This is a genomic window from Porphyromonas sp. oral taxon 275 (assembly GCF_018127745.1).
Classification (GTDB): Bacteria; Bacteroidota; Bacteroidia; order Bacteroidales; family Porphyromonadaceae; genus Porphyromonas.
Map to the genome: position 1 here is coordinate 1,221,474 of NZ_CP072333.1, position 13,164 is coordinate 1,234,637.

Below are 13,164 nucleotides of genomic sequence, written 5' to 3' on the forward strand. Positions count from 1 at the left end.
CGAACCCCATTTTCCTTAAAGATATTTACCATTGCTACATTAGTTAATGATATGACTTTGCTACTTTTCCAGCCTCCTCGGCACTTACTCATAGATAATGAAATCCGAGATTTAGTCTATCAAAAAAGAAGGCATCTAAATCGAGAAATTACCAAACCGTATCATAATTTCCAGGAATAGTACTTCATAGACATCTCCATATCTTTTCTCATAGGTCTTCAGTGATGGTTTCCATCGAGTTATAGTCCTACTCCAGACCATCGATAATCTTTTGAATATGTGGAGAAACCTTATACTCTGCCTGCTGCAGGTATGGAGCATAATGTGCTAGCATGGCGTCTGAGAATTGTAGATTAGCAATGTCAAGTTTCCGTTTGATGAGCCAATATCTGTAGAGAGCAAATGCCTCCACAGGGAATAAGCTCCATGTGGGATCTGTGAAAGGGTTGGCTATGAAAGAATCATTATGATAAGTCTTTAGGTGATATGTCATCAGGTCGTCTAGTAAACCCTCCACCTCTTCTGCAGAGCAGGTAGCAGCATTCGCTAGCACCTTGTCATAGGGTGCTATGGGTACGTCTTCCTTCTTCCCCCAGATGACGCCTTTCCTTGTGAGAATATCTTGATAAAGAAATGTCGCAAGGGGAAGGGTGGTAACGTGTAGCTTAAACTGGTTGCGCGTTTTATAGTTCAAAGCCTCTGTGGTAACGTCTACGATCCGTTCTTTAAGCATGTCATCTGCAAACATCGCCATAGCAAGTAGAAAGCCCGGTAAAGTAGTAAGTTCCGATGATAACGTGAGTTTCTTTTCTGCTCTCAGCTCTTCATTCTTTTTCCACATAGACCAATATGCAATGTACTGGATATGGAGAGCATCTACCATTCTTTGGAAAAGCTCAGGACTAGGATTGTGCCAAAATTGCAGTTGACACATTTCAGACTCCGTGTGGGCAACAGTATTTAACTGGATAAAATTCCATTTCTCCAAAGATGGATTTGCTAAACGCTCCAAATACTCCGCCTCGTGAGTGTAGCCCTTCCAGTTTGAGAAGACTTTGTCAATGCGTTTTGTGTACTCTGCTCTCGTTCGCTTTTTCATATGCTAATGCCATTTATGTTCTGTATAGGAGGCTGCATACAGCCGTCCTTTTGCTCCTCGTTGTATCGTTACGTGCATTACCTTGAAATCTCCAAGATTTGCAAGAATATCCTCCAATTGCTTTGATGTGATTTTTCCATGTCGTTTAGCAAGACGAAGACGATCCTTAATAAAGTTCTCAGTATCCTGCTGAGGGGGGGGGGATAGTCTGAACATGCCTACAGTTGATGATTTAACTTCAAAAACATCATATTTCCCCGTTGTCGGATTCTTTGCAAGAATATCTATACCATTGTTGGAACCATATTTTACATCTACCAAATCAACCCCCTGCTTCTTTAGCAGATCCTGCGCATACTTTTCGCCAATATCTCCTACTGCTTGGGTAAATGACCTTAATCCCCAAGGGTCTACCCAAGCGTTTACATCGTGGACATATGCGTATAGGTTTGTTAGTCCCGCCTCGAGACGAATGAGGTCTTGACTGATGTACGCTCCTGTCTCGGGCGAGTAGTAGCGGAAGCGATTATAAGCTAAGCCCGTCTCTCGGTCAAGGTACTGCCCTTGGTAGAGGAGAGAGCATGCTTTTAAATTTCGGTTTAAGTGGCTTGATTCTATAATTCGAGCTTCAACAATAGCCCCCTTACATAGAAAAGTCTAAACAGATCGTAGTCAAATCCTTCAGCATATTTTCCCAGCTTTGATATTCTCGTTTTATCAGTGGAGACTCCCAGTTATAATCACACACAACAAAAATAGTTAATACAGAATTATAATACCCCACATCAATTAATATATTGCCATTTTTCAATTGTAGAATATCCTCTATCTGAAATTCTTTGGAAGGCTCTAAGAATGGATGTGCTGAAGATGAGTTTGTAAGAGAGAACTTGTACAGGTTGATTACTTCCTCCATGTCCTAATGTACTTTAGTGAGTTTTCTATATTCGACTTCTGTTATTGGGTGTCCATGTATAACATTAGCACTCATCTCTACCCTGACGAAACGAGTCGGAGTACCTTCTGATACACCTATAATTTCATAAAATTCCATAACTTTCTATGGCTTTTTGTTAGTAGCAAGCTTACCATTCTCCTCAAACAACTCGCCAAAACTCTTGCTCGGCTGATGAGTCGCCAAGCCGACTGCCTCATGGGCTATGCCGCCTATGCACTTGCTCATGATAGATTATACCCGCTAACTTGTTGTAAAAGTAGAAATATCATCCAATGAATCCTTAATTCTTCCCTTTAAATTAGGGCGTGTTTCTGCTATATGTTGAAAGACCTTATGTACACGCGACAAATCAATATTCTGATGTATTCTAGCAATATGACCAATACATGTAATAGAAAGTCCTGCTATACTATCATTGTGATCTAAAGCATACTTCAGATACAACTCCTGTAACCATCTCCAATCCTCTATATCACTCAAGGCGGATAATAATACTCTACATTTTCCCATATAGCTTATAGTACTACTATCCATAATCAAGAGTATTTCTTCTTTTATATGATTCATTTTAATGAAACTCTTTGATTCCCCCCTTTTTATCAACTAACCCTGCATCTTGGAGTGCTGTCTTCTGATCTGGATGCAGTCTTCTCAGGCACGAACATGACCATGATAAACTTCTATCCTTTCAGGAGTAATAAGACTGATGTATGCTCCTGTTTCGGGCGAGTAGTATGTTGTTAGCCACCATGGCTTTCTCGAAATTCCTTGAGTTTTCTCTCTATGAAAGAGAAATCTCCAATCGCTTTGTCTTTGTCTTTAGCTCGGTCATACTTAGCAATCCATTTAAGAATGCCAAAAGCATAAAACTTGAAGCCTTGTTCGGTTAAATCTCCAATTGTTATCTGTGATTCGTCGGTAGCTTTTTCTCCTTTTCTTAGGATCTCCCTTGTGGTAAACCCGTTGTCTTGCAAAAAGTGAACATAATTTTCAAAGAAACGATATATTCGTTCTTTATATTCCTGAGTTACGGGCTGTGGTGCTAATTTAGATTGAGTTATCCAGCTCAACTTCTCCAGTACTTTGTTTTCATCCATTGGTTTTTCGTTTTAATGAGAGCTAACTTTATGTGACTCTAAATCAATATCTAATCTTTGAGTATCAACCTCTGAAATGTCGTATAACATCCCATTTCTTCCAGCAGCTTTAATATGAGCCCCCCCCCTTAATGCTATCGACACATCGCCCTCGGGGTTCCACCCTGCCTTGCCTATATGCTGCCCTTTGTCTCCTGTTACTTTATACTCCTTCTTCCTTGAGTAGCTGTTGCTTTGTCGTCCATCTTCTTGGCTCAAAGCTACAGGTTTTTCGCGACAGAATGATCGCCGCTCTGGGGGTGAGGCTTAGGGACTTGGCAAGCGGTCTAAATAAGCCCTTCGGGCAAGGTCTCTAAGCCGGCTTCGGAAAGTACCTTATGAATCAAGAAAAAGTGGCTAATCTTTTCGGAAAAAGTGGCTAAACTTTTGCGCAAAAGATTAGCCACTTTTTCTGGGAAGATTAGTAACTTTGTCCTCGAAGCATCTAATACCTCATCGCAAAGTCCCTCCTCCTTCCTTGAGGTTCACCTGAGGGAACTAAATCTAAATCATGTCATGGCCAACAAACCATTGCAATTCGTAGTCGTCGAGCGCAAGCTCAATGTCGGCAAAAACGCAGGAAAACTCGTCCAGATCGCCAAGCCTACGGGCCGCCATCGCATCGACTTCCGCAACTTCTGCGAGCGTGTCGCCAAGTCCACCACCTTCAACCGCCAGGAGGTCGAGGCCGTCCTGAACTACGCCACCGAGATCGCCAAGGACATCGTCGCCAATGGCGATATCGTCGAATTCGGAGATCTCGGCACGCTGATGCCTTCGTTCAAGAGCAAAGCTGTCGAGCAGGGCACCAAGTTCAACGCCAACGTCCACATCGAGAAGCCCGTCGTGCTGCTCCAGCCCTCCAAGAAGTACTTCACGCTCACGGGTGTCAGCTACGAGCAGACCGAGGCAAAGCCCTCCAAAGCGGCCAAGCCCAAAGCAAGCGAACCCGCGCCTAAGCCCAAGGATGAGTCCCACAACAGCGGGCTATAAGGGCTTCGTCCTCCCCTAAATGCACTTCGCCCCGAGCTGCCACAGACGGCAGCTCGGGGCGAAGTCTTTTGCATAGACGCCTTGAAATACACGCCACTTTACAAGATTGGCTTTTTCTCGTCAAACAAAGCTACGGGCAGGCTATACTGAATCTCCATATTCATTGTATAGATTTTTCAGGCTTCTTCTCTTATGAGAACTGCCAAAAGCCAGCAGTTAGCTCAGAGAAGCAATCTGATTTGAATAAGGCATAAGCATAGAAACAACCAAAATTAAAGGGGTAATTTCCATTTACTAGCTCCTCAGGATATCCATTTTCATCCACTTGGAACATAAAAGTAAAGCCATCCTGTTCTAATGCTCGATAGTAGCGCTCTTTATCTTGGATTAAAATAGGAAATCCTCCCAGTTTAATTAGATAGGGAGTATCTACCTCTTCGGAAGTGCAAACCCGAGACATCTCAATGTAACATTTGTTCAAAGATGGGCTACTAAGATCCTGTAATATCCCAGCTTCTGTCGTTGGATGTTCCAACACCTTAATTGGGAGATCAGGATACCGGTCATCTTCTGCATAGCAGTCGTAATCCTTGGGTAGGAATACTGAGATAGACATTCTTGGATTCAGTGGATTTTGGAAAGTGAGATAGAAAGTATAATGCTCTAAACTATTGAGTTTTGGGGAGTATCAAAGAACATTGGCGCTATTCCTCCAATCCACCCAACAGCTGAGCCTCCCTCAAACGTCGTAGCCGTATATAGAATACACACACTCCGTTCTATAAACAAGGAACTATACGTAATCATAGACATTCAATAGGCAAAATATATCCATACTTTGTTGCATGAGCAATTGCTTGCATACGTAATACACCCTCTTTGTGATATCGCAGGTTGTGCTCGGCTTATGCGTCACCAAAGAGCCAACTGCATTATGTGTACACATCCTGATATGCCCCAATCGTTCCCGAGATTTCATCAAACTTTTTCACACCTCTCTTTTGTTCAGTATATCCTCTCTCAATTGAGTTAAGATGAACCCAAGGAGATTTTCGCCCTTCCATTTAGACGGGATATACAATTCTGGGGTATCTAACTCCATCCCAACTCCCCAAATCGTATCAGTAGGACTTGCTTCTACAAGTAGCGTACCTTGAGTAGCAAGCAGAGTTTCAAGCAATTCAGCATTCTGGGTAAACTTTAGATAGTTCCCTTTGTATACAATGCTCTTCTTCTCTTCATCCCAAGTGCTTTGGTTAAACCCCTGTATCTCTCGACCCAGTTGTTTCTGCTTCCTTGGATTTGAAGTTTTGAGTATCTGCATCGCTGTTTGATTGTCTCCAAATAGAATTGCTTTTTGGAACATCATATATTGCTCTGCTGAACTAAATCTGTGTTTTCCATCGAAAAAGGAGACTTTATGCCATTGAGAGAAGGGGTGAGCTGTATGATAAAAGGGTGTGAGTTTGTGGAAGCGCACTTGCTCCCCCCAAACATTATAAAAGGCTTCTTGTGCCTTACTATCTACGAATGATCTAACATCATAAAAATCAAATAAGCAAACGACATCCTCCATTTTTGCTTGATAAAAGGGTGTAAGCATATAAACCTTATCACAAGCACTCATCATTGGGGATGCATGAGCATTGACAGCCGCGCCATAGCATAGTAGCCCCCAGCCATCTTGAAGTAACTGGTCCCTTAGAATTTTAAAGACCTCAAAGAGATGCTCTCCAGAAGCTGTAAGGCTACAGAATGAGCTTTCGACCTTTAGGCAACTTGCATCCACCTCTTCATCATCCCATACGGAAAAAGTAACAGGTAGACTTTCACACGTAAATAGGTTTACTGCTGTAACATTATATACTTCCATATCATACCTCAATGTAAGTTAGGAATAAACTCATCTATCATTTTACCCTTGTGCATGCGATAGGCACCAACAATATCTTGAGATGGTACTCCATCTAGAATGGAGAACTCAAACTGCTCTGGGAATTTGTACTTATCACCTAGCATATCTGATACATCTAAACCTTGGTCTCTATCTACAACATAAATATATCCATTCTTTTCTACAAATTCCTTAGCTATTTCAATTTTAGCTGACGAAGAGACAAATCTTCCTGCTGTTGTATTGCTAGACGTATGCTTGAATAAGTTTGTATGAGTTCCTTTAGGCTTTATTCCATCATTAAATACGTTCTCTGGCTTAACTGAGGATAGTAGGAGTCATATCGCTGTCAAAGTCGGATTTGACACTCCTATTATTACCAGCTGGTAATTGGGCGATGGATATTCTCCCAGTAAACCGCTATCCTTTTATCAAATCCTACAATTTGTTCAATATCTCTATCTATAGATATTCCCAACTTGGGGAAGACATAGAAGAAACCTCGCTCTATAACCTGCTCTGAGTTTCGTAAAAATTGCACTATATCCCTTGCTTGTAGCAAAGTGCCTCTAATCTTAATTTCTGTATCGTGACGCAATTTGATATTCACTTGACCCAATGTACCATCATAAAATGACAGTAAAGCGGAATCAGTCTTGATTATATTCTTGCGAATATAATTCTCCACCAAGAGACCTGTTCTTTCCTGAAATGCATATTCTGTATCCCCAAAAACAAAGCCGTTAATAGATTCATAGGGAACTACACATATTGTATTGTTTGCTTCAATCTTACGAATACAAGGATCTACACACTCCCTTTCGTAATCATCTTTTAGATAATCTGCATATAGTAACACCTCGGAGAATTCTTCTTGATCTTGGGATACCGTAAGAACCAAGTTAACAGATGGAAATATAAATCCATCTACTACTTGATAGCCATTATGTGCTTTTGCAAATTCATCTATGCATTTAGGTGAAATGAGTGTTCCTAAAAGTTCTATTTGGTCTACTGCCTGGGTAGAGATTGTCGCAACTCGATTGTTCTCTCGCTCAATATAGTATGTGCGTCCATCGAGATCTTTCTTTGAGCAGGAGTGGACACGGCCCTTCCCTTCCTGTACTAAATCTCGAGCATCTTCCTCCAGGAAGAGTTCATCCATAGATATCGACTGAATCTTAATCATAATCAATGAAAATATTTTCTTGTCAGACGTTTAGCCTCCTTATTTGTAATAAGAGCCTCTCTCCTTGCAGACTCTATCATTTCAAGCATTGCATCATTGTACTTACCTCCAAATTTGCGCTGTACATCCCTTATATCCATCTAAATCAGTAGCTGTATGTAAATGAGGTGGTCGTCCAAACTTGTCGTCAGCATGTAGGATAATGTATTTCCCTTTGTGTTCACCTGTAAAGGTTCAAACAGTTTTATTCTCTGAAGAAGAATCGAATACTTTAGTAGCTATAGGGGCACTTACCTTCTTACTGAATATTAATACTTATAACTAGTCCTTTTTATCTCTTAAACATACCACTATAATCAATCTCAGATAAGTCTCTCACATAAGAAGATGGTATCTCTCTAACTGGAGTTAGGTGAAGGAAGAAGCCATACCTCCCTACATAACGACTTTGATCTAGACTTTTTGCTCCAATTATCTTGAGAGCATAAAGTCCTCTCTCAAGGTTAAGACGAATACCTTTACTAGATTCGACCAATTGGCCATCCAGAAAATAAGATGATGGCAATGTGTCTTGATTTGCATACAAAGAGTAATTCCATTCTTGCATGGCTTCAAAGCTCAATACCCAAACATCGCCTTTCAAAACATCTATGTAGAATTCTCCCCATTCTCCTAGAATCTCCCAATCGGCTAAACACTCTTCGTTCCCATCCATGAGAATATCAATGATATAATCAGACATATAAATATGTGGGATTGGAATAAAAAAGCCCTTTTGAGTGAACTCATAAAATATCGTTGGATTCTTATCAAAGAATGAGAGCATCTTCTTGTTTCTTATTTTGAAAGATTTTCTCATTTCTTCAAACCCTGATACAGAGACAATCGCCAATCCATAGCCTAGCGATTCAACGTGTGTGATATTCATTTTCTGTGACATTAGTGCGTAATATTTAATTGCTTCTTTACTTCTTTCATGGCTTCAGCAGGAGTGAGATTTAACAATCTCACTCCTGCTATTAGGAGGAAGCCATTATGCTCAAGCTTATTAAACTGAGAATATGCTTTTTCCATTGAGCCTAAAGCATTATCAAGCGTGCCTGAATAATTCATACGGTTAAGTTGTAGAGGAATTCCATTATCTGCTAAAGCCCTATGCATATCTCTATGTAGAATGCTTGTCCCTTTAGGTTTATTCAGGTTCCATCTTATACCCTCGATTTTATCCCGAATCCCTAGCTTCAGTCCTAGTACTCTAGGGAAGAAAAGATGTCTAATACCAGAATGAAATAAATCTGAGTATAGCTCTAGTCGGGCCATCCGCCCGTTAGTATCAAGACCTTGGGAAAAGCTTCGCATTCATTACAGATTCCCCCCAACTCATATAAACCCCGGGCTATCTGAAACGACTCTTCCCTCACTCATACATACGACAACTAGTACTAAGGCATGCCGAGTGCTTCCCAAGAAGCAATGCTTTTATCAAGCTCTCCTATTGTAATGCCTCCATACTCATCGAATGAAGCACCGACCTCTTTGACGAATTCTTCTCGCGTTAGATTGTACTTCTTCTTATTTGGAAACCAGACATACTTCGTAGAACCACATTGAAGCAGAGGGCGTATATCACAGTCAAAGACGTCTTCTAAGTAGACGAACTCCAACTTAGGTAGTTCAGGCAAAAAGGAGATACTTTGCACCTGATCCAAAGTAATGCGAGCAATCTCCGTTGCTCCCTCCAGAGTCGCTATATCGGCAATGTACTTGCACTTCTCAATACAGAGCTTGCGGAGCTTTGGGCAGGTACTTAGAGCTTGCACCTGGGTAAGATGTCTATTGGATAAGAGGTATAAGCGCTCCAATGATGGATGTTGCGCCAGAGGAGATAAGTCTGTCAGGCCCTTGATCCGAAAGAGATCCATATCCTTTAATCTTGTACACCGTTCAATGCCAGCTAAACTCGGCACATGACTATCCCAAAGAACAAGCGTATGCAGGAGGGACATATGAGACAGAGCCTCTAAGTTTGTCGCCTTATAAGCAGAAAGTCTTAACACCTCCAGCTCTATCAATGACTCTAAACCTTGATAATGGCTGAACCAAGCACCACTGAATTCCTTCAGCCGAAACTTGGAAAAGTCAATCAAATAGCCCCTACCCTCACAGATATTCACACTCAGACTATGGAGATTGGGGAGTTCGGATAGGATGGTCAAGTCAATAGCTTGAGCAAACTTCGTAGCATAGCCAGCGATCATGATACCCTCAAGAGCTGGATAACGGAGTAAGGACTTCAGTGCTTTGGTAATGTCGTCATAGTTTTGACGAGTCACGTCAAGCACTATCGACTTACAAGGAATGCCTGCTTCCTTAATCTCTTCCTCCATGAGTTTGAGGTCTTGGATTCTGATTACTTCATCCTTAGAGGCTCTCATAGCTTTGGGATTTCCTTTCATTACTTTATGCCTACTTATGTTTTTGTGTTCTTTTACTTAATAACTCTTTTATGTATATCTTCCGAAAGTTCAGAATCCAATAATCTTGGGATTAGATCGTAATAGAAATACTGAATCTCAGGATATACTTCTATCGCAAAGCTCATCACCTCCTCTTTCTTCTCAAAATTTAATGGTTGATGAAAGAAGTCATTCATCCTTTCCATCAAATGTTTCAATCTCTCAATATCTACCTTATTCATAATGGGCTAAAAATAGGTTTTCTATTATCAAGCAAAACATCTCCAGAAAATATATGCTGTGTCGCACCAGTAACGGGATTTGTAACTATAGTTACTTCGCTGGATGAAGCATCAAACACAACAAGATGCTTTCCTCCCCCCTCCTTAATGGCTAGTCTTTTTTTCGATATCTATAGAACTACCTTTTGTCATTCTCCCTTTTGCCTTTCCAGTAAAAACAGAACCTTTATCCTTTGCTTTAATTTTTCGTTCCTTTTGAATGCCTGTAATTCCTGCTTTGTTTGAATAGTCGCGAACTCTATATATCCTAGTAGAAAGACCCAGCACATCTATCCAGCTATTGCTGTCTTCCACATAGCTCTGTAGTGTTAGTGTTCCACTAGCAAAGCGTATCGGATCCTCCGAAATGTATCTACCCAGTTCGGGGTAGTAGTAGCGGCATCGATTGTACGCCAGTCCCGTCTCGTAGTTGTAGTACTGCCCTTGAAAGAAGAAGGAGATGAAGTCTACAGATGTTTACCTGATAGAGATCTTCAACCTAGCTAATGTTTATCAAAATCTACCATCATGCAAAAAACGAAATTACTCTATTAAGAATCAGTCAATCAGTAGGCACATCCCAATTTGGGTAGCACCATCCCAAAAAGGAAAAGTATCTCCCTCTTTCAACTCGACTGGAGCATCGGTAATTAGCAAATGACAAACGCCAACAGACAAGAATCCTTGCTCCTTGGGAGAAGTTTCAAAATCAATAACAAGAGTCCAAACCTCACCATTCGCATACAACTGAGTGTGTAGTCGAGTTGTATCTGGTAATTCTTTTGACTCTCTAATGAAATATTCTTTCCTCCATTCTATCAGAACTGCTTTTTTCATTAGTGAGAATCTATTTTTACTCGTTGACTATTGATAGAAGTCACGACGATATCATCATAGCCATTCGCAAACCATTTACTTTCCATTCTTAAAATACGCAAATGGATATAGGGAGTATAAGTTTGGAGCTATAGAATTGACAGTATCAATAAACACTTTAATAACATTGTCATTCAATACTTCCTGCTTCTCTATACTCTTTTCTAATGCTTGATATAAAAAAGCTAGTTGTAGAAATTGAAAGAATGAAATCTTTAGATTAACAAAGCAATCGTTACTAGAGTGTTCTCCCTGATTGTGATCAAAGAATAGAACACAATTACTTTCTCTATCGATGAACCACTCATCACCTTGTCCTGTCCGCCCAATCAACCAGACGCTTGTGCAGGTACTATTCAAGAGCCTATTTTCAATTAAAGACTGTTCATACCCCAAAATATCAATATCTGGGGTTATTTCTATCCCTTCATACGTGGAAATAAACGATAAATAAAACACATCAGAGATTGGTATCTTACATAGATTCTTAATCTTTTCTCTTCTCTTGGATAATCTTACCAAGATTTCTTGCTCAATCATTACTTTCATTAATACTGGGTGCTAGTGGTGCTTATTAGAGTTTCTTGCAGATTGGGAATTATACTTGCCCATACGCTCCTTACGTGCAAGTTCTCTTGGTTTTGCTTCTAAGAAATCGATGCTCTCGGTCTTGGAGACGCGCTGCCTCAAAAATCCCTCCCCATGAAAGTGGTAAGTCCATTACTTATCCTCCTTGCCTCGGCCTCCCCTTACTACCTATAGCCTTATTCTATCAGTAAGCGAATATACCAACCATCTCCCAGTGACTTCATTTTTGCATCTGAATTGCGATCCTTATAATATTCCTCTCTCAGGGTACATGACTGAGGGATTGTGTCACCATAAGCTTCCTGAAATGGGTGCATATAAACATATTCTAAATCTGTACTGGAAAGCATCGTTCCCCGAGAAAAATAAGTAATGAAGACCATCCCATCATATACTGCGATCGACTTGCAACCAGCTTCTTTAAGCAGTTCTTGAATCATTCGATCAGATTCATACTCTGAGGTAACTAGTGCCAAGTCTTTGATTCGATCAAACAACCCTTTGTGTTGCTTAAAGTGCTCTATAGTCTCCTGATCACTTGGCTGATCCTTGCTGGTTACCCCCCCCCCAGCAAGAAGTAAAAAAGAGAAGAAAGAGTAGTACTAATAATTGTCGCATTTCTTTACTGATATAGGTAATCCTTGCTTAATATAGCCCGTTCATAGCTCAGCAGTGCTCCAAGGCTACTATGAAGCGCTGTTGAGTCCGTGCTTGTCGTAGCTACCTTCGATGAGATATTCATCACAGCATTCCTCCACAGGCAAGCCCATGCCATCATAACGTAAGCTTACACGTGCGTGTTTGTTTACCGCTTCACATTAGAGGAGGTTCTTACGTTTTTGGCCCCTTAATTAGTACAAATGAGTGCTTATAACTAAATCCACATCCTCCTTATTTGTTTTCATCCAGTCTTTTAGGTGAGTAACACTTACTGGTTCATCAGGATTTATCTCTTCTCCCTGCTCTCTGATCTCTAATGCGATTTCTTGGTGTCCGGAACGAACGATCTTGAGAAACTCGATTAGTCTATCTAGCTCCGTTTTCGATAAACGTAGCGTAACCTCCCTCAGCGATATCAGTTTTCGTCCTTTGTTACTATATCCAAATGCTTCCATTATATCAGTTCATCAATAGGGTTGGAACTCCGTTTCTTTTATCATGAATTGTTCTATCAATATTCATCGATGTACCATCACTAAAATGGACGTGGGGGGCGCCATATTAAGGCTGATGAGCGGGATCAAATCTCTTACCTTGTCTCGTACTTTACATTCCTTCTTCCTTGAGTAGCTGTTGCTTCGTCGTCCAGCTTCTTGGCTCAAAGCTACAGGTTTTTCGCGACAGAATGATCGCCGCTCTGGGGGTGAGGCTTAGGGACTTGGCAAGCGGTCTAAATAAGCCCTTCGGGCAAGGTCTCTAAGCCGGCTTCGGAAAGTACCTTATGAATCAAGAAAAAGTGGCTAATCTTTTCGGAAAAAGTGGCTAAACTTTTGCGCAAAAGATTAGCCACTTTTTCTGGGAAGATTAGTAACATTGTTCTTAGAGTACCTAAACCTCCGTCGGGAGGGCCTTCTAACTCCTCTGTCTTCGCCTATAAGAGCGAAGTAAAACCTTTATGTGAAGGCTTCGAACGCTCAATAACAGCCTTAGCTTCTAGCTGCGCTTCGTGTAGCTTCATCAGCACAAGGGGTACT

The 13,164-nt window shown here is 41.0% G+C and carries 20 protein-coding genes and 2 pseudogenes; 1 reads left to right on the top strand and 21 read right to left on the bottom strand.

Features of this window, described 5'->3' with window-relative positions; all coding sequences use genetic code 11:
• Positions 1–247 precede the first annotated feature (247 nt).
• The 6 genes and pseudogenes from J4862_RS04900 to J4862_RS04920 all read right to left on the bottom strand — a co-directional run bounded on the left by J4862_RS04900 (position 248) and on the right by J4862_RS04920 (position 3,154).
• On the bottom strand, positions 248–1,099 hold the full coding sequence (locus J4862_RS04900) for a hypothetical protein (RefSeq protein ID WP_211788016.1): 852 nt from the start codon (positions 1,097–1,099) through the stop codon (positions 248–250).
• A gap of 3 nt (positions 1,100–1,102) precedes the next feature.
• The gene (locus J4862_RS08820; protein WP_249107396.1) at positions 1,103–1,420 is read right to left on the bottom strand and encodes a hypothetical protein; all 318 of its coding nucleotides are present in this window, start codon (positions 1,418–1,420) and stop codon (positions 1,103–1,105) included.
• A 135-nt stretch (positions 1,421–1,555) separates the two neighbouring features.
• Positions 1,556–1,735 (bottom strand): annotated as a pseudogene (locus tag J4862_RS08825) (RHS repeat-associated core domain-containing protein); the annotation flags it as partial.
• 7 nt (positions 1,736–1,742) lie between these two features.
• Positions 1,743–2,015 (bottom strand): hypothetical protein, encoded by a 273-nt coding sequence (locus tag J4862_RS04910; protein WP_211788017.1) that lies wholly within the window; start codon positions 2,013–2,015, stop codon positions 1,743–1,745.
• Between the two features lie 282 nt (positions 2,016–2,297).
• Positions 2,298–2,624, bottom strand: a complete 327-nt coding sequence (locus J4862_RS04915; protein ID WP_211788018.1) for a hypothetical protein — start codon at positions 2,622–2,624, stop codon at positions 2,298–2,300.
• Between the two features lie 173 nt (positions 2,625–2,797).
• Positions 2,798–3,154: a cyclopropane-fatty-acyl-phospholipid synthase gene (locus J4862_RS04920; protein ID WP_211788019.1), complete on the bottom strand. Its 357-nt coding sequence runs from the start codon at positions 3,152–3,154 to the stop codon at positions 2,798–2,800.
• Between the two features lie 555 nt (positions 3,155–3,709).
• Between J4862_RS04920 and J4862_RS04925 the strand changes: the two genes are divergently transcribed.
• A complete protein-coding gene (locus J4862_RS04925; protein ID WP_211788020.1) occupies positions 3,710–4,186 on the top strand; it encodes a histidinol phosphate phosphatase in 477 nt (158 codons plus the stop codon).
• 190 nt (positions 4,187–4,376) lie between these two features.
• Here J4862_RS04925 and J4862_RS04930 read toward each other — a convergent pair whose 3' ends face one another.
• The 15 genes and pseudogenes from J4862_RS04930 to J4862_RS04995 all read right to left on the bottom strand — a co-directional run bounded on the left by J4862_RS04930 (position 4,377) and on the right by J4862_RS04995 (position 13,004).
• Positions 4,377–4,802 carry a hypothetical protein gene (locus tag J4862_RS04930; protein ID WP_211788021.1) on the bottom strand — a complete coding sequence of 142 codons (426 nt, stop codon included), beginning with the start codon at positions 4,800–4,802 and terminating at the stop codon, positions 4,377–4,379.
• A 372-nt stretch (positions 4,803–5,174) separates the two neighbouring features.
• On the bottom strand, positions 5,175–6,059 hold the full coding sequence (locus tag J4862_RS04935; protein WP_211788022.1) for an NADAR family protein: 885 nt from the start codon (positions 6,057–6,059) through the stop codon (positions 5,175–5,177).
• 8 nt (positions 6,060–6,067) lie between these two features.
• Complete coding sequence (locus J4862_RS08915; RefSeq protein ID WP_211789559.1) at positions 6,068–6,373, bottom strand: enterotoxin A family protein; 306 nt, start codon at positions 6,371–6,373, stop codon at positions 6,068–6,070.
• Positions 6,374–6,456: 83 nt separating this feature from the next.
• The gene (locus J4862_RS04945; RefSeq protein ID WP_211788023.1) at positions 6,457–7,245 is read right to left on the bottom strand and encodes a hypothetical protein; all 789 of its coding nucleotides are present in this window, start codon (positions 7,243–7,245) and stop codon (positions 6,457–6,459) included.
• Positions 7,246–7,600: 355 nt separating this feature from the next.
• The gene (locus J4862_RS04950) at positions 7,601–8,197 is read right to left on the bottom strand and encodes a hypothetical protein (protein WP_211788024.1); all 597 of its coding nucleotides are present in this window, start codon (positions 8,195–8,197) and stop codon (positions 7,601–7,603) included.
• Between the two features lie 11 nt (positions 8,198–8,208).
• Complete coding sequence (locus tag J4862_RS04955; protein ID WP_211788025.1) at positions 8,209–8,589, bottom strand: hypothetical protein; 381 nt, start codon at positions 8,587–8,589, stop codon at positions 8,209–8,211.
• 122 nt (positions 8,590–8,711) lie between these two features.
• Positions 8,712–9,725: a hypothetical protein gene (locus J4862_RS04960; protein WP_211788026.1), complete on the bottom strand. Its 1,014-nt coding sequence runs from the start codon at positions 9,723–9,725 to the stop codon at positions 8,712–8,714.
• Positions 9,726–9,757: 32 nt separating this feature from the next.
• Positions 9,758–9,967, bottom strand: coding sequence for a hypothetical protein (locus tag J4862_RS04965; RefSeq protein WP_211788027.1), 210 nt, complete (start codon positions 9,965–9,967; stop codon positions 9,758–9,760).
• Between the two features lie 144 nt (positions 9,968–10,111).
• Positions 10,112–10,321 (bottom strand): hypothetical protein, encoded by a 210-nt coding sequence (locus J4862_RS08830; RefSeq protein ID WP_249107397.1) that lies wholly within the window; start codon positions 10,319–10,321, stop codon positions 10,112–10,114.
• A 21-nt stretch (positions 10,322–10,342) separates the two neighbouring features.
• A pseudogene (locus tag J4862_RS08920) lies at positions 10,343–10,468 on the bottom strand (RHS repeat-associated core domain-containing protein); the annotation flags it as partial.
• A 96-nt stretch (positions 10,469–10,564) separates the two neighbouring features.
• On the bottom strand, positions 10,565–10,843 hold the full coding sequence (locus J4862_RS04975) for a hypothetical protein (protein ID WP_211788028.1): 279 nt from the start codon (positions 10,841–10,843) through the stop codon (positions 10,565–10,567).
• A 75-nt stretch (positions 10,844–10,918) separates the two neighbouring features.
• Positions 10,919–11,431, bottom strand: coding sequence for an SMI1/KNR4 family protein (locus J4862_RS04980; protein WP_211788029.1), 513 nt, complete (start codon positions 11,429–11,431; stop codon positions 10,919–10,921).
• Between the two features lie 215 nt (positions 11,432–11,646).
• A complete protein-coding gene (locus tag J4862_RS04985; RefSeq protein ID WP_211788030.1) occupies positions 11,647–11,946 on the bottom strand; it encodes a hypothetical protein in 300 nt (99 codons plus the stop codon).
• A gap of 375 nt (positions 11,947–12,321) precedes the next feature.
• On the bottom strand, positions 12,322–12,585 hold the full coding sequence (locus J4862_RS04990) for a hypothetical protein (RefSeq protein WP_211788031.1): 264 nt from the start codon (positions 12,583–12,585) through the stop codon (positions 12,322–12,324).
• A 275-nt stretch (positions 12,586–12,860) separates the two neighbouring features.
• Positions 12,861–13,004: a hypothetical protein gene (locus tag J4862_RS04995; protein ID WP_211788032.1), complete on the bottom strand. Its 144-nt coding sequence runs from the start codon at positions 13,002–13,004 to the stop codon at positions 12,861–12,863.
• Positions 13,005–13,164: the final 160 nt, after the last annotated feature.